Raw genomic sequence first — 15,642 nt, 5'->3', positions numbered from 1 at the left:
CTCTGCGGCGATATCCGTTGGTCGCGTCTTTCCAAAAGCGGGTTCATCCGCCTACATCAGGCCTTAAACGACAAGTTTTGAGGATTTTGCATGCCGGGCACTGTGCGCGACAACAAGGACAAAAGCCGCTTCGAGCTCGACGTCGGCGCCGAGGTCGCCTTCGCAAACTACCGGCTGACGCCGCAGGCCGTCATCATTACCCACACCGAGACGCCGCGTGCCTTGCGCGGCCGCGGCATCGCCTCGGAACTGGTCAAGGGCGCACTCGAACTGATCCGGGCCGACGGCAAGAAGGTGATCGGAGCTTGCGGCTTTGTCGTCGACTACCTCGACAAGCATCCGGAGGACGCCGACCTCGTGGCGTGAGGCCCCAGACGCAAAAGGGCCCGCACGATGGCGGGCCCTTTCGACGAAGCGGATGACCGCTTAGTGCTTGATCTCCGGCGGCAGCTTGCCGCCATTGGCGGCGAGCTTGGTCATGACCTGCTTGTGCAGCCAGACGTTCATCGACGCCGAGTCGTTGGTGTCACCGGTGAAGCCGAGCTCCTTGGCGAGTTCCTTGCGCGCCGACAGGCTCGAATCGATGTCGAGCGCCTTCATGAGATCGACGATGGAGGTGCGCCACTCCAGCTTCTCCTTCTTGGCCGCGACCGCCTTGTCGAGGATCGGCGCGACATCAACGGTCTGCGCTGGCGCTGCTGCGGGAGCGGATGCCGGAGACGCAGATGCGCCAGAGCTTGCGGGCGCGCTCGCGCCGCCGGCCGGTGCGGCCGCTGCCGATCCGCCGCCGAAGATCGCGCTCATGATTTTTCCAAAGATGCTCATAGTTGCTCCCCAAAAAGGATCCGAAGGAAGGGCCTGAGTGGCACTTTATAGAGGTGGTTCTTGCGCAGACATGCGACGCGTTGAACAGCATGAGCTTATCTGCGGCGAAATGACGACGGAATGACATAATCGCGGTTGCACTGCGGCAACAATATTCACCCAACAGTGTAGGACAGTCCTCCGAATTGAGAGTACCCTTGAGTCTCAGTCCGCGATCCCGTCTGGAATTCGCGTCTGGTCTGGATCGCAATTGTTGAGGAAAAGCGGCCGCTTGCGCCGTTTGTCGGCGCAAGATGCAGCCGCGCGGCAAGGAGCGAGCGACCATGGCCATACTCTCCCAGGGCAATGCACCCGGCATGGCCCAGTCCGCTGATGCGGCTGGACCGACGATCCGAACCATAGAACTCTCCGATCTCCACGACGCGCTCAAGCGCGGCTGGGAAGATTTCAAGGCGGTGCCGAGCCACGCCATCATCCTTTGCGTGATCTATCCGGTGCTGGGCCTCGTGATCGCGCGCGTCGCGATGGGCTACTCGGTGATCCCGCTGTTGTTTCCGCTCGCTGCCGGTTTTGCCCTGATCGGCCCGTTCGCAGCCCTCGGCCTCTACGAGCTCAGCAGCCGCCGCGAACGCCACGAGGGAGCGAGCGCCTGGGATGCCCTGGAGGTGCTGCGTTCGCCATCATTCGGCGCCATGCTCGGCCTCGGCACGCTGCTGCTCGCCCTGTTCGTGACTTGGGTTGCAACGGCGCAAACGATCTATATCGCGGCGTTCGGCTACGAAGGCGTGACCGGTATTTCGGACTTCATCAAGCGCGTGCTGACGACGCAGCAAGGCTGGTGGCTGACCATCGTCGGCTGCGGCGTAGGCTTCCTGTTCGCGCTCGCCGCGCTCTGCATCAGCGTCGTGTCGTTCCCCCTGATGCTCGACCGTCATGCCAGCGCCGGCGAAGCCATCGCCACCTCGCTTCGGGCGGTCGCGAAGAACCCGGTACCGATGGCGGCCTGGGGCCTCATCGTCGCGGTACTGCTCGCGCTCGGAACGCTACCCGCCTTCCTGGGTCTCGCTGTGGTCATTCCCCTGCTCGGCCACGCCACCTGGCATCTCTATCGCAAGGTGATCGCCTCGGATCCGAACGCCCGGCCGGTGCCGCCTCCGCCGCATCGGCCGCGCAAGCCGGCAGCCGACTTCCCCGCCAATCTGTTCCCGTGGCGGAATCGTAGCGAATAGAATCACAACATTGTTGGTCCGCCGGCTGCTTGTCAGCCGGCGGGCGCGCCCCACATCAATCTTTAACCCTGCCTGCGTTTCGGGCAGTGTCCGCGGGACCTTGGGCCTTGTTTTAGCCGCGGTTGCTCCCAAGATTGCCGCCGCCGGTCGTGTCACTTTCAGGAAATCGATTCTTTCGAATGACCCCGACGTTTCATCGTCTGTCCCTCGCAGCCCTCAGCCTCTCCGTCTCGATTGCCTTCGCCGGGCCAGCGCGCGCAGCGACCGCGTGTGGTTCGGGCAATTTCGATGCCTGGCTTAACGAGTTCAAGACCGAGGCCGCAGCCAAGGGCATCTCGCAGCAAGCCATCACCGCCGGTCTTGCCGGCGTGACACTCGACCAGTCGGTGCTACAGCGAGATCGCTCGCAAAAGGTTTTCAGCCAGACGTTTGAAGAGTTCTCCGGCCGCATGATCCCGCCGCGCATGACGCGCGGCTCCAACATGATGAAGCAATACGGCTCGGTGCTCGGACGTGTCGAACAGACTTATGGCGTGCCGGGCGAGGTGATCGTCGCGATCTGGGGACTGGAAACCGATTTCGGTGTCAACACGGGCAAGTTTCAAACCATACGCTCGCTGGCGACGCTCGCTTATGACTGCCGGCGTGCCGAGCAGTTTCGCGGCGAGTTGATGGACGCCTTGCGCATCGTCCAGCGCGGCGATCTCGCGCCGAGCGAGATGAAGGGCGCATGGGCCGGTGAGCTCGGCCAGACCCAGTTCATGCCGTCGTCCTGGATGAAATACGCCGTCGACTTCGACAACAACGGCCGGCGCGACCTCCTGCACAGCGCGCCCGACGTGCTCGCCTCCACCGCCAACTATCTCGCAAACTATGGCTGGCAGCGCGGCAAGGATTGGGAGCCCGGCGGCCCCAATTTTGCGGTGCTCCAGCAGTGGAACAAGAGCGAGGTCTACGCCAAGACCGTCGCCAGTTTCGCGACCCAGCTCGCCCGCGCGCCCTAGCAAACGTCGGGCCGATCGCAGGAGCTGCGACCGGCCCTCCTGTTGCGGTTTCCTCTTAGCTTACTTTCCCATCGTGGCGTGCATCGCCTTGTTCAGATGCGCACCGCAGACACCCATCTTGCCGTTGAGCAAGGCATCCTGCGCGGCTGTGATCTCCTTGTTCGCGACCACCTTGCCGTCGCCGTCGGGCATGTTCTCGATCGCGGTCTCGGTCTTTTCCAGGTTGGCGCCGCTGCAACCGCCCATAGCGTGCTTGGCGGCCTGCGCCGGCGCGACAGCGAACGCGACGGCTGCGATTGCGATGACCCCGAGTAACGTCTTCATCATGTTACTTTCCTTCTCTTGTTCTTGGGCAGCACCGACTCCATTGCCGGACGCTGCGGCCGGGATTGTCTGCTACTCGCCGTAACAGGTGAGAATGAATTCCCCGCGAGAACTGCGTGATGTTGCAAGGCCTGCAGAGCCGCATGCGGAATTTCTGATTTTCATTACAACTCTGTAATTACCCGCGCGCACGTTCGGCGTGTGCCGGCACGCGGAGTGGATGCCCAAGGAGGTCGAGCGTTGGCGGGGACCTGAAAGGGTACCCCCTTTGGCTCGTCGAGCGAAGCCAATGAAATGAACTAGGGTTCATCTCCGAAGCGATCCTAGTGCATGCGAATCGCGCATGAGAGACTTGGGGCTACACGCTATTCCCTGGCCTTGCCTGCGGCAGTTTGCGCCCTATTTCTGCAACAGTCGGAACTCTCACGCATTGTCATAAATCCGTGATTTCGCGGGGTTTTATTGCGTGATATGACGCTGCAAGCCTATCCCTTGGGCGGGCCTGCCGAGAGGTTAATCGTTCCTTACTCGCGCCATGCGTACATCGCTTAGCTGCATCGCAGCATAGGAACTTCCGCAGTGCACCACGTCCATCTATATTCATTTCAACGATGAGGCCGACATCAAAGGCTGAATCGAACTACAGGAGACTACCATGTTGCTCTCGCTCATCCGCATGATCCACGCGTTCCGGGACTATCAGCGCAATGTTGCTGAACTCTCGCAGCTCAGCGATCGCGAACTGGCCGATATCGGCCTCGATCGCTCGGACATTCCGCGTGTTGCAGCCGGCCAATACCAGGGCTGAGCTCGCTCGGCCGACCGGACCAAGCCGATAGCGCCCGCCTCGTGCGGGCGTTGTCGTATCCAGCGCAAGTGAATCAGACTCTGGGGAACGCGATCTCCGCGATTCCACTTGCCGCGGAAAAGCGCTACCTGTCGCGCCCATGACAGGTACCCAGTCCCCCACCGTCCATATCGTCGGCGCCGGCCTTGCCGGCTCCGAGGCCGCCTGGCAGGTCGCCAGCGCCGGTATTCCCGTGGTGCTGCACGAGATGCGGCCCAACCGCATGACCGAGGCCCATCGGACCGAGGGCCTGGCCGAGCTCGTTTGCTCCAACTCGTTCCGCTCCGACGATGCCGCCAACAACGCCGTCGGCCTGCTGCACGCCGAGATGCGCCGCCTGGGCTCGCTGATCATGCGCGCGGCCGACGCCAACCAGGTGCCCGCCGGCGGCGCGCTGGCGGTCGATCGCGACGGCTTCTCGGCCGCCGTCACCAAGGCGCTCACAGAGCATCCCCTGATCGAGATCGCCCGCGGCGAGGTCGCAGGCCTGCCGCCGGCCGACTGGGGCAACGTCATCGTCGCGACCGGCCCCCTCACCTCCGCGCCGCTCGCGGACGCCATCCGCGAATTGACCGACGAGAATGCGCTGGCCTTCTTCGACGCGATCGCCCCGATCGTGCATCGCGAGTCCATCGACATGTCGGTGGCCTGGTTCCAGTCGCGCTATGACAAGGTCGGCCCCGGCGGCAACGGCGCTGATTACCTCAACTGCCCCATGACGAAGGAGCAGTACGAGACCTTCGTCGCCGCGCTGGTCGCCGGCGACAAGACCGAGTTCAAGGAGTGGGAGACCAACACGCCCTATTTCGACGGCTGCCTGCCGATCGAGGTGATGGCGGAGCGTGGTCCCGAGACCCTGCGCCACGGGCCGATGAAGCCGGTCGGCCTCACCAACCCGCACGATCCCACCACAAAACCCTACGCGATCGTGCAGCTCCGCCAGGACAACAAGCTCGGCACGCTCTACAACATCGTCGGCTTCCAGACGAAGCTGAAATATGGCGAGCAGCAGCGCATCTTCCGCACCATTCCGGGCCTTGAGAACGCAGAGTTCGCCCGTCTCGGCGGCCTGCACCGCAACACCTTCCTCAACTCGCCAAAGCTGCTCGACGGCCAGCTCCGCCTGCGTGCGCAGCCGCGGCTGCGCTTTGCCGGCCAGATGACGGGCTGCGAGGGCTATGTGGAATCAGCCAGCATCGGCCTGATGGCCGGTCTTTATGCGGCGGCCGAGGCCCGCGGCGAGACGCTCGCGTCCCCTCCGCCGACCACGGCGCTGGGCTCGCTGCTCGGCCACATCACCGGCGGCCATATCGAGACGATCGAGCCGGGCACGCGCTCGTTCCAGCCGATGAACATCAACTTTGGCCTGTTCCCGCCGCTTGCGAGCAACCCGACCAAGAAGCCCGACGGCACGCGGCTGCGAGGCAACGAGAAGACGGTCGCCAAGAAGCAGGCGATGAGCGCGCGGGCGCTTGCGGACATCGACCGCTGGATCGCCGACAATCTTCGCATTGCTGCGGCGGCGTGAGCCTTTCATGAGACTTCCCACCGAAGACACCGCGGTGCTCGCGGCGCGCTGGACCGAGGGCGTGCTGCTCAAGCGCGACGTGTTCTCGACCGTCGAGCGCGGACGCTTCCGCAGCGAGAGCGGCGAGGTCGATGCCGTGCTGCGCCGCCTGGACGAGGTGCCGTGGTGGTCGTTCCTGCTCGCCCGCCATCTGTTCGCGCGGGAGAAGCACGCACTCGGGCGCGCCAGGGGCCTCAACCTCGGACCGGAGCTGCTCTGGGCCGGGCGCCGCGCGCTGGTGCGCGGCTTTGTCGACGGCGTGGCGCTGCAAATGGCAAAGCCGCACGGCAACCTCGCCTATTTCCGTTCCGCCAAGGACGTGCTGCGCCGCATGCGCCGCGCCGGCATCTGCCACAACGACCTTGCCAAGGAGCAGAACTGGCTGATGGGGCGCGACGGCCACGCCTATGTCACGGATTTCCAGCTCGCGGCCTGCTTCAAGCGCCGCGGCAAGCTCTACCGTATCCTCGCCTATGAAGACCTCCGCCATCTCCTCAAGCACAAGCGCTCCTATGCAGCGGAGGCGCTGACGCCGCGCGAGCGCAAGGTGTTGGCCAAAAAGTCCTTCGCGGCGAGCCTGTGGCTCGTCACCGGCAAGAAGGTCTATCGCGCCATCACGCGCGGTCTCTTCAACTTCACCGACCGCGAGGGCGGCGGCCGCAGGCTCGTCAACGATGCGCCCGTCCTGATCGACCTCATCCGCAAGAACCCGGCCGTGCGCGACACCGCGATCGTCGCCTTCGCCGACCGCCGCTCCGGCGTCGGGCTGTACGCCTTCGTGGAGGCGGATCAGGCGGCGCTGGAGGGCCAGCTCCGCAATGAGCTCAATGCCGCCAGGGGACCCAAGCCGCCGGAACACATCCAGGTGGTGCACGCGCTGCCGCGCGACGCCGCCGGCAAGCCGCGGACGGAGATTTTGCAGCTGGTCGCCATGAACCAGCTCGACCTGATCGAGCCGATGATGAAAAGCGACGAGGACCGCGAATTCCTCAAGGACATCCTCGAGCAGCGCAAGAATCTGCGCGACCGCTTCAACTTCGAGGCCGACCTGCCGACGAGCTAGATCGAAAATCGCGCCATGAAGGCTCCACATTGCCGGTGGAGAAGCCAGAGATCACACTGGCTTGGGGAACCATGAACCGCTGGGGGACACTAAAGCGTCGCGCGAGCCTGCTGATCGCAGGCCTTCTGCTGCTGGGCGCCGCACCTGCCATCGCCGCGGAGTCGGCGGCCGAGCAGATCTCCAGCTTCCGCGCGAAGCACGGCGAGCCCAAGGTCGTGCGCGACGCCACGCTGGATCGCATCGCGATGGACCAGGCCCGCGCGATGGCTGCCAAGGACAATCTCAGCCACGATGCGCTCGGCCCGTTCAACCGGCGCGTCGCACCGGCCGGCGCCGGACGCGCCGCCGAGAACATCGCCTATGGCTATGAGAGCTTTGAGAAGACGCTCGGCCAGTGGATCGATTCCTCCGGCCACCGCAAGAACCTGCTCCTGCGCAATGCCTCCCGCGTCGGCATTGCGAGCGCCAGGACCGCGAGCGGCAAGCGCACCTACTGGGCCATGGTCATCGCCGGCGATTACGAGCCGAAGCCGAAGAAGGGCAAGAAGGACCAGGAGCCCGTCGTCGCCGTGAAGCGCGACGCCGCACCCGCGAGCAAGCCCAAAGCGAGCACCTGCCATATCAAGCTGCTCAGCCTCTGCATCTGAGGTCGATATGATCGACATCGACAAAATTCGCGCCGATACGCCAGCCGCCGCGCGGCAGACCTACCTGCACAACGCCGGCGCCGCGCTCATGCCCACCCCCGTGGTCGCGGCCATGAAGGGGCATATCGACCTCGAGAGCGAGATCGGCGGCTATGCGGCCGCCGACCGCCAGTCCGAACGCCTCGAGGCGGTCTATGGCTCCGTGGCCCGCCTGCTCAATGCCGCGCCCGACGAGATCGCGCTCACCGAGAACGCCACCGTAGCCTGGCAGATGGCGTTCTACGCGCTGCCGTTTCAACGGGGCGACCGCATCCTCACCGCAGAGGCCGAATACGCCGCCAACTACGTCGCCTTCCTTCAGGTTGCCAAACGAACCGGCGCGGTCATCGACGTCGTGCCGAGCGATGCCAGCGGCGAACTTGATGTCGAGGCGCTCGAGCGCATGATCGACAAACGCGTCAAGCTGATTGCCATCACCTGGGTCCCGACCAATGGCGGCCTCGTCAATCCCGCAGCGAGCATCGGCAGGATCGCGCGGACGCACGGCATCCCCTATCTGCTGGACGCCTGCCAGGCGGTCGGCCAGATGCCGGTCGACGTCGAAACGATCGGCTGCGACATGCTTTCGGCGACGGGCCGCAAATTTTTGCGCGGCCCGCGCGGCACGGGTTTTCTCTACGTCCGCCGGCCGCTGCTGCAACAACTGGAGCCGCCGATCATCGACCACTTTGCCGCGCCCTGGGTCGCGCGCAACGAATACCGGCTTCGTGACGACGCGCGCCGGTTCGAGACGTGGGAGAACAATTATACCGCACGGCTCGGGCTCGGCGTTGCCGTCGACTATGCGCTGGCCATTGGGCTCGGCCCGATCGAAGAGCGCTGCCGCATGCTTGCCGGTCGTCTTCGCAATGGCATCGCTTCGATCGGCGGCATCACCCTTCGCGACCTCGGTCGTTCGCCTGGTGCGATCGTCAGCTTCACGCTGGAGGGCCATGACGCCTATGCCATCGTCGCCGGCGCGGCAAAAGCCGGCATCACCATCGGCGCATCCGATCCGTCGAGCACGCTGATCGATGCCGAGCTGCGCGCGCTGCCGCCGGTGGTGCGCGCGTCGCCGCATTACTACAACACGGAAGCCGAGATCGATCGCCTGATCGACCACATCGCGAGGCTGACGCCGCGCTAATCCCTCACGCGCAGCGCACGCTCAATCCGGATGCGCCGAGTTTTGCCATGACCTCGTCGAGATGCGCGGCATCGCGGGTCTCGATGACGAGCTGCAAGAGTGTCGCCTTGGCCGGCAGGTCCGAAAACGTCCGCTGATGCGAGACCTCGATGATGTTGGCGCCGGCCTCGGCGAGCAGCGCTGCGACCGCGGCCAGCTGGCCCGGACGGTCGGGGATGTCGAGCGAGAGCTGGGTCAGCCGCCCCTCGCGCGCGAGCTCGCGGGTGAGCACGGAGGCGATCAGCCGCGTGTCGATATTGCCGCCGCTCAGCACGAGGCCAATCTTCCGGCCCGCGAAGCGCGACGGGTCCGACATGATGGCGGCGAGCCCGGCCGCGCCCGCGCCCTCCACGACCGTCTTCTCGATCGAGATCAGGGTCGCGACCGCACGCTCGAGCTCGGCCTCGTTGACCAGCGCGATGTCGTCCACCAGACGCCGCACGATCTCGGTCGTGATCTTGCCCGGCGATTTGACCGCGATGCCCTCGGCGAGCGTATCGCCGCGCGCCGGCAAATTGCCGCCATGAATCGCGTTGTACATCGAGGGATAAAGCCAGGCCTCGACGCCCATGATCTGGATCAACGGCTTGAGCGAGCGGGCCGCGATCGCCATGCCGCTGATCAGGCCGCCGCCGCCGATCGGCACGACCAGCTCATCCAGCTCCGGCACCGCCTTCAGCATTTCCAGCGCAACCGTGCCCTGCCCCGCGATCACGAGCGGATCGTCATAGGGATGGACAAAGATCATGCCGCGCGCTTCGCCATGCTCACGCGCTGACGCAGCGGCCTCCTCCAGCGTCGCGCCCGTCACGATCACCTCGGCGCCGTGATGCCGCGTGTTCTCGATCTTCACCATGGGCGTGCCGACCGGCATCACGATGGTCGCGGGAATGCCGAGGCGCTTGGCGTGATAGGCGACGCCCTGCGCGTGGTTGCCGGCGGACATCGCGATCACGCCGCGCTTGCGCTCCTCGTCCGACAGCGCCGTCAGGCGGTTGAGCGCGCCGCGTTCCTTGAAGGACGAGGTGAATTGCAGGTTCTCGAATTTCAGCCAGATGTCGCAGCCGCAGATATTGCTGAGCGTGCGGCTGTAGCCACAGGGCGTCTCGACGACGGCGCCGCGTATGGTTTCGGCGGCGGCATGGAGGTCGGCTGATGTCACCGGCAGGCCGCTCAGATCGACTGCGGGGGCTGGCGTCTCTGATGTGATTTGGGATGCTTCGGCCATGGGACAGCATAGAGCATTTGGCAGGCGCGAGCGAGTTGGCCCCGCCTATTTGGTAAATTCACGCGACCGTGACGCGCGCCACAGCGTCCACAGGGTCGCCAGCCGCGAAACCGGCTGCGGAAGGAATGGATTGCGGTCGGCCCGCGCGAGCTGCGCGAGATCGCGCCGCACCAGCGCGAGCGGCAGGAAGGCACGCCGCGCCGCGGGCGGCAAATCCCCCAGCAGCGATTGCGCGGTCGCCAGATGCTGCCGCCCATCGCCGGCGAGCGCCTCCAGCGCTGCCCGGATGGTCGGCGTCTCCTTGGCCGAAAACACCTCCTCCATGTGGCTGCCATGGCTTTCGAGGAGCTGCTGCGGCACGAACAATTGGCGATGCGCGGCATCGCGCGGCAGGTTCGCCATCACCTGCACAATGCCCTGCGCAAGGCCGGCATGCCGGGCCAGATGCTCGGCGGCCGCCGAGGGCTGCGCCAGGACGCGCGCAGCCAGCGCGAACAGCGCCGACGACGTCGCCGAGAGATAACCCTCCAGCGCCGCCATCGTCGGCATCGGGTCGTTGTAGAGATCGAACTGGTGCTCCTCGGCGAGCAGCGACAGCGGCTCGACCGGCAGGCTGAAATCGCGGATCGCGAGCAACAGCTCGGCAGCCACGGGATTGCCCTCGGCGCTGCCATGGACATGGCCGGCCAGCATGTCGGTCCACCATTGCATCCGGATCTCGCCCGGCAGCGGCTGGGTCACCTGGTCGCGGACGCGGACGATCTCGACATTGAAGGCGTAGAGCGCGAGCAGCGCACGGCGCTCGGTGGCCGGCACGAACAGCGTGGACGCGTAGCGCGGAAAATCATGGCTGCGGACGAGATCGGCGCAAAACGCGGCCGCGTCAGTGGGCGCGCTGGCCGCGGTCATGGCACGGCGATCAGGGCGGCCGCAACGCGCCGCCGCTCGCCCATCATGATGTTGTAGGTGCGCACGGCAGGTCCGGTCTGCATCGTGTCGAGCACCACCCTCACCGCCTTCAACGCTTGCCGCAACTCCGGCGGCGGCAGCCAGATCCCGGTTCCCGTGCCGACCAGCAGCGTGTCGATGCTGTTGGCCGCGGCAAACACCTTCTCCAGCGAATAGCGGTCGATCTTCGCGGGATCCGTGACATCCCAGGCCCAGATCGCCTCGGGCAGGCAGAGCAGCGAACCCCGATGCGACATGCCGGCGAAAGCAAAGCCGCCCTTGCCGTAGGCGTCGATCGGCGCCGAGCGCGGGAAATGCGGAGCGTTGGGATCGCCTGCCATGATATCAGTCCGAATGAGATCGCTGCCCTCGCGAACGCATGCGAGGGCACGCGGTTCGGATCATGGCCGATTTTTCTTCGCCGGCGTAGCCTGCTCTTCCGCCGCATCGAAGCGCTGGCTGTGGACGCCGAGATAGATCAGGATCGGCGCCGCGATGAAGATCGAGGTGTAGGTGCCGACCAGCACGACGCCGAACATCATCACGGCCGTGAAGCTGTGGATGGCGTGGCCGCCGAACACGAGCAGCGCGAGCAGCGCCAGCGTCACCGTGACGTGGGTGATGATCGAGCGTGACAGCGTCGAGTTGATGGACTCGTTGAGAAGCTGCGGCATCGGCATCTTCTTGTAGCGGCGCAGCATCTCGCGGATACGGTCGTAGATGACGACGGTATCGTTGAGCGAATAGCCGAGAATGGTCAGAAGTGCCGCGATACTGGTCAGGTCGAAATCGACCTGGCTGATCGACATGAAGCCGATCGTGAGCACGATGTCGTGCACGTTGGCGATCATGGCCCCTAACGCGAACTGCCATTCGAAGCGGAACCAGAGATAGATCAGGATGGCGACGATCGCGAGCATCAGGCCGAGCATGCCGTAGGCGAGCAGCTCGCCGGCGACGCGCGGGCCGAGCACCTCGGTGCGCTCAATGCTGACGCCGTCTCCGAGCACGCCACGAACCTTCTGCAGGGCCACCTGCTGGGCGGCGTCTCCGCCGGGCTGCTCGGCAACACGGATCAGGACGTTCTCGGGGCCGCCGAACTGCTGCAGCTGGACCTCGCCGAGACGCAATCCTTCCACCGCGGCGCGCATCGCGGCGATGTCGGCGGTCCCCGACTTTGCCTTGACCTCCAACAGCAAGCCGCCCTTGAAGTCGATGCCCAGATTCAGGCCATGCGTAAAGAACAGCGTGATGGCGACGATCGACAGCGCCGCCGAGATCGGGAAGCTGATGCGGCGGAAGCGCGTGAAGTCGAAATGCGTGTTGTCAGGGACGATGCGCAGCGACGGCAGCAGGCCGAGCGCCGAGACCACGGTGAGGATGGCAATCAGGATGCCGAGCCCGATGAGAACGGTCTGAGTCACAATCAGGCTCCTAGATCGGCACGCTCTGCGGCCGCTTCCACCGCACCCACCCGGCCACGATCAGCCGGGTCAGCGTGAAGGCGGTGAACACCGTGGTGATGATGCCGATGCCGAGCGTCACGGCGAAGCCGCGCACCGGGCCGGTGCCGATATAGAACAGCACCGCAGCGGCAATGAAGGTCGTGATATTGGAATCGAGGATGGTCGCAAGCGCCCGCTTGAAGCCGGCGTCGATCGCCGAGATCGCGTTGCGGCCGCCGCGCAGCTCCTCGCGGATGCGCTCATAGATCAGCACGTTGGAATCGACGGCGATACCGACGGTGAGCACGATGCCGGCGATGCCGGGCAGCGTCAGCGTGGCGTTGAGCAGCGACAACAGGCCGAAGATCATGGCGACGTTGATGGCGACGGCGATGTTGGCGAACACGCCGAACAGACGGTAGGTCACCAGCATGAACACGATGACCAGGATCGAGCCGACGTAAGCCGCCAGCTCGCCCTTCTCGATCGAATCCTGGCCGAGGCCCGGACCGACGGTGCGCTCTTCGACCACCGTCAGCGGTGCCGGCAGAGCGCCGGCGCGCAACAGGATCGCGAGATCGTTGGCCGATTGCACGGTGAAATTGCCGGAGATCTGGCCCTGGCCGCCGGTGATCGGCTCGCGGATCACGGGCGCGGAGATCACCTTGTTGTCGAGCACGATGGCGAAGGGCAGCCCGACATTCTCCTGCGTGGCGGTCGCAAATTTGCGCGCGCCCGAGGTGTTGAACTTGAAGCTGACGACTGGCTCGCTGGTGCGCTGGTCGAAGCTCGCCTGGGCGTCGGTCAGGTCGCCGCCCGCGACCAGCACCTGCTTCTTGACCACGTAGGGGACCGGCGGCGGCGACGCGCTCATCAGGAGCTCGGAGTCCGGCGGCAGCTTGCCCTGCTGCGCCTGATCCGGCGGCACCGAGGTGTCGACCATGCGGAATTCCATCTTTGCGGTCTTGCCGAGCAAGTCCTTCAGACGGGTCGGGTCCTGCAGGCCGGGCACCTGCACCAGGATGCGGTCATTGCCCTGGCGCTGGATGATGGGCTCGACGGTGCCGAGCTCGTTGACACGGCGCTCGACGATCTGGATCGATTGCTCGATGGTCTTGCGCATGCGCTCGAGCATCGCGGGCTGCGGAATGGAGAGGCGGATCAGCCCGCCGGTAGCATCCGTCACCTCGAGGTCGCGCTGGCCGCTCGATCCCATCAGGCCGCCGATCGGCTGCGCCAGGTCGCGCAGCTTCGCCAGTGCCGCCTGGGCATCGGTGTCCTTGACCCTGACCTCGACGAAATCGCCCTTGGTCGACAGGCCGGTGTAGCCGATCTTGGCTTCACGCAGCACGCGGCGGACGTCGTCGCGCAACTGGTCGAGCTTTTCCTTCTTCACGTAGTTGGAATCGACCTCGAGCAGCAGATAGGAGCCGCCCTGCAGGTCGAGGCCGAGCACGATCCGACGCTGCGCCCAGGCGGGCCAGGTCTTGACCTGCGCCTCGGGAAAGAAGTTCGGGACCGCGAAGAGGCACACGATCAGCGCTGTCAGGATGATCCCCAGCGCCTTCCACCGCGTGAAATACAACATCGATTGAACCTGTCAGATCAGGAGATTGCGAGAACGGCTCAGCTTGCCGAGCTGTCGTCCTTGGCGCTTTCTTTTTCCTTCGCCGGCTCGCCCTTGGCGCGCACGCCGGAGATCATCTGGCGCATCTGGCGCACCCGCACGCCATCGGAAATCTCGAACTCGATCTGGTCGTCGTCGACCACCTTGGTGACCTTGCCGACGAGGCCGCCCGAGGTCACGACGGTGTCGCCGCGACGGATGTTCTTCACGAGATCGGCATGGTCGCGCACCTTCTTCTGCTGGGGGCGCAGAATCAGGAAGTACATGATCACGAAGATCAGGGCGAACGGCAGAAGCGACATCAACATGCTGTTGGTGTCGCCACCGGCCGCAGCCTGGGCATACGCAGGGGTAATCAGCATTCGAACTATCCTCGTGAACGGGAGATGGCCGGTCCCGCCCCCAAGAGGCGACCGGTTCGGTCAAATTTCGCGCGGACTATAGCGGCCATTGCCCCAATTGCAACGCTGCCAGCCCCCCGATTTGGCCACCTTGCGGCGCGTCCCAAGGCCCGATAAGGCTGCGTTCTCAGGAACTTCGGACATGCCCAGAAAACCAAGCAAAACCACGGCTTCCAGGCCCGCCAAAAGAGCTGCCCAAAAGCCTGCCCGGCTCGCGGCAAAACGCCCCACGACCTCAGGTTCGGACCCCTCGCAGGAGCGAATCGTCCGTGCGCTGGAAACGATCGCGGCACACCTCTCCGCCCAGGCTCAATCGGGCCCGCCGGCCGCCTCCTTCGACCGCACTGATGCCTTCGTCTGGCATCCGGACGGGCGCCTCTCGGCGGTCCCGCGGGTCAGCCGGGTAGACCTCTTCCTGCTCAAAGGCATCGACCGGATGCGCGACATCCTGATCGAGAACACCGAGCGTTTTGCCAATGGTCTGCCCGCCAACAATGCCCTGCTCTGGGGCGCGCGCGGCATGGGCAAGTCGTCGCTGGTGAAGGCCGCGCACGCGTCCATCAATGCGAGCCGCAAAGCCGCCGACAAGTTGAAGCTGATCGAGATCCATCGCGAGGACATCGAGACCCTGCCCGCACTGATGGAGCAGCTCCGCGATTCCTCGTTCCGCTTCATCGTGTTCTGCGACGACCTCTCCTTCGACGGCAACGACGCCTCCTACAAGTCGCTGAAGGCGGTGCTGGAAGGCGGCATCGAGGGCCGGCCCGAGAACGTCATCCTCTACGCCACCTCCAACCGCCGCCATCTGCTGGCGCGCGACATGATCGAGAACGAGCGCTCGACCGCGATCAATCCGGGCGAAGCCGTCGAGGAAAAGGTCTCGCTGTCGGACCGCTTCGGCCTCTGGCTCGGCTTCCACCGCTGCAGCCAGGACGAATATCTCGCGATGGTCCGCGGCTATTGCGGCCATTTCGGCATCAAGATGGATGACGAGCAGCTCGAACGCGAAGCCCTGGAATGGTCGACCACGCGCGGCTCAAGATCAGGCCGCGTCGCCTGGCAGTTCACGCAGGAGTTGGCGGGACGGCTGGGTGTGAGGCTGGCGGGGAAGTAGCGGTCTGAAGGTTACACCTCACCTACGACTGTCAGTTCGAGCGAAAGCGTAGCAGACCCGTTTTGGTCGGCCATGCCTTCAACTCGTCATGCCCGGGCTTGTCCCGGCCATCCAGGTTCTTCGTCCCGAAAGAAAGATCGTGGATGGC

At 65.0% G+C, this 15,642-nt stretch carries 17 protein-coding genes; 9 read left to right on the top strand and 8 right to left on the bottom strand.

Annotation, left to right across the window (positions count from 1 at the left end):
• Positions 1-90 precede the first annotated feature (90 nt).
• The gene (locus tag C2U70_RS16695; RefSeq protein WP_140979524.1) at positions 91-366 is read left to right on the top strand and encodes a GNAT family N-acetyltransferase; all 276 of its coding nucleotides are present in this window, start codon (positions 91-93) and stop codon (positions 364-366) included.
• 60 nt (positions 367-426) lie between these two features.
• Here the strand turns inward: C2U70_RS16695 and C2U70_RS16690 are convergent, their stop codons facing one another.
• Complete coding sequence (locus tag C2U70_RS16690) at positions 427-825, bottom strand: DUF3597 domain-containing protein (protein ID WP_140979523.1); 399 nt, start codon at positions 823-825, stop codon at positions 427-429.
• Between the two features lie 323 nt (positions 826-1,148).
• Here C2U70_RS16690 and C2U70_RS16685 point away from each other — a divergent pair, with 323 nt between their 5' ends.
• Positions 1,149-2,054 (top strand): DUF2189 domain-containing protein, encoded by a 906-nt coding sequence (locus tag C2U70_RS16685; RefSeq protein ID WP_140979522.1) that lies wholly within the window; start codon positions 1,149-1,151, stop codon positions 2,052-2,054.
• A gap of 179 nt (positions 2,055-2,233) precedes the next feature.
• Entirely contained in the window at positions 2,234-3,058 is an 825-nt protein-coding gene (locus C2U70_RS16680; protein ID WP_140979521.1) for a lytic murein transglycosylase, read from the top strand.
• 60 nt (positions 3,059-3,118) lie between these two features.
• Here the strand turns inward: C2U70_RS16680 and C2U70_RS16675 are convergent, their stop codons facing one another.
• Positions 3,119-3,382, bottom strand: coding sequence for a hypothetical protein (locus C2U70_RS16675; protein ID WP_246666771.1), 264 nt, complete (start codon positions 3,380-3,382; stop codon positions 3,119-3,121).
• A gap of 655 nt (positions 3,383-4,037) precedes the next feature.
• Between C2U70_RS16675 and C2U70_RS16670 the strand changes: the two genes are divergently transcribed.
• The 5 genes from C2U70_RS16670 to C2U70_RS16650 all read left to right on the top strand — a co-directional run bounded on the left by C2U70_RS16670 (position 4,038) and on the right by C2U70_RS16650 (position 8,692).
• Positions 4,038-4,190, top strand: a complete 153-nt coding sequence (locus C2U70_RS16670) for a DUF1127 domain-containing protein (protein ID WP_140979519.1) — start codon at positions 4,038-4,040, stop codon at positions 4,188-4,190.
• Positions 4,191-4,329: 139 nt separating this feature from the next.
• Positions 4,330-5,757 carry a methylenetetrahydrofolate--tRNA-(uracil(54)-C(5))-methyltransferase (FADH(2)-oxidizing) TrmFO gene (gene trmFO, locus C2U70_RS16665; protein ID WP_140979518.1) on the top strand — a complete coding sequence of 476 codons (1,428 nt, stop codon included), beginning with the start codon at positions 4,330-4,332 and terminating at the stop codon, positions 5,755-5,757.
• A gap of 7 nt (positions 5,758-5,764) precedes the next feature.
• Entirely contained in the window at positions 5,765-6,859 is a 1,095-nt protein-coding gene (locus tag C2U70_RS16660) for a serine/threonine protein kinase (protein WP_140979517.1), read from the top strand.
• Positions 6,860-6,930: 71 nt separating this feature from the next.
• Complete coding sequence (locus C2U70_RS16655) at positions 6,931-7,506, top strand: CAP domain-containing protein (RefSeq protein WP_140979516.1); 576 nt, start codon at positions 6,931-6,933, stop codon at positions 7,504-7,506.
• Positions 7,507-7,513: 7 nt separating this feature from the next.
• Positions 7,514-8,692 carry an aminotransferase class V-fold PLP-dependent enzyme gene (locus C2U70_RS16650; RefSeq protein ID WP_140979515.1) on the top strand — a complete coding sequence of 393 codons (1,179 nt, stop codon included), beginning with the start codon at positions 7,514-7,516 and terminating at the stop codon, positions 8,690-8,692.
• Between the two features lie 4 nt (positions 8,693-8,696).
• Here the strand turns inward: C2U70_RS16650 and C2U70_RS16645 are convergent, their stop codons facing one another.
• From C2U70_RS16645 to yajC, 6 genes are read right to left on the bottom strand one after another with little or no spacing between them, the layout of a single operon-like run.
• Positions 8,697-9,959 carry a threonine ammonia-lyase gene (locus C2U70_RS16645; protein WP_140979514.1) on the bottom strand — a complete coding sequence of 421 codons (1,263 nt, stop codon included), beginning with the start codon at positions 9,957-9,959 and terminating at the stop codon, positions 8,697-8,699.
• Between the two features lie 45 nt (positions 9,960-10,004).
• A complete protein-coding gene (locus C2U70_RS16640; protein WP_140979513.1) occupies positions 10,005-10,868 on the bottom strand; it encodes a phytoene/squalene synthase family protein in 864 nt (287 codons plus the stop codon).
• Positions 10,865-11,248: an Mth938-like domain-containing protein gene (locus C2U70_RS16635; RefSeq protein WP_140979512.1), complete on the bottom strand. Its 384-nt coding sequence runs from the start codon at positions 11,246-11,248 to the stop codon at positions 10,865-10,867. Before C2U70_RS16635 ends, C2U70_RS16640 begins: the two co-directional genes overlap by 4 nt.
• Positions 11,249-11,308: 60 nt before the next feature.
• Positions 11,309-12,331, bottom strand: coding sequence for a protein translocase subunit SecF (secF, locus tag C2U70_RS16630; RefSeq protein WP_140979511.1), 1,023 nt, complete (start codon positions 12,329-12,331; stop codon positions 11,309-11,311).
• A gap of 10 nt (positions 12,332-12,341) precedes the next feature.
• Complete coding sequence (gene secD / locus C2U70_RS16625; RefSeq protein ID WP_140979510.1) at positions 12,342-13,940, bottom strand: protein translocase subunit SecD; 1,599 nt, start codon at positions 13,938-13,940, stop codon at positions 12,342-12,344.
• 38 nt (positions 13,941-13,978) lie between these two features.
• Positions 13,979-14,341: a preprotein translocase subunit YajC gene (yajC, locus tag C2U70_RS16620; RefSeq protein ID WP_140979509.1), complete on the bottom strand. Its 363-nt coding sequence runs from the start codon at positions 14,339-14,341 to the stop codon at positions 13,979-13,981.
• 181 nt (positions 14,342-14,522) lie between these two features.
• Between yajC and C2U70_RS16615 the strand changes: the two genes are divergently transcribed.
• Positions 14,523-15,494, top strand: coding sequence for an ATP-binding protein (locus C2U70_RS16615; RefSeq protein WP_140979508.1), 972 nt, complete (start codon positions 14,523-14,525; stop codon positions 15,492-15,494).
• Positions 15,495-15,642 lie beyond the last annotated feature (148 nt).

The sequence above is a fragment of the Bradyrhizobium guangdongense genome (genome assembly GCF_006483445.1).
GTDB lineage: Bacteria > Pseudomonadota > Alphaproteobacteria > Rhizobiales > Xanthobacteraceae > Bradyrhizobium > Bradyrhizobium guangdongense_A.
Note: the sequence above shows the minus strand (reverse complement) of the source record. Positions and strands in the feature narration are given on the sequence as shown.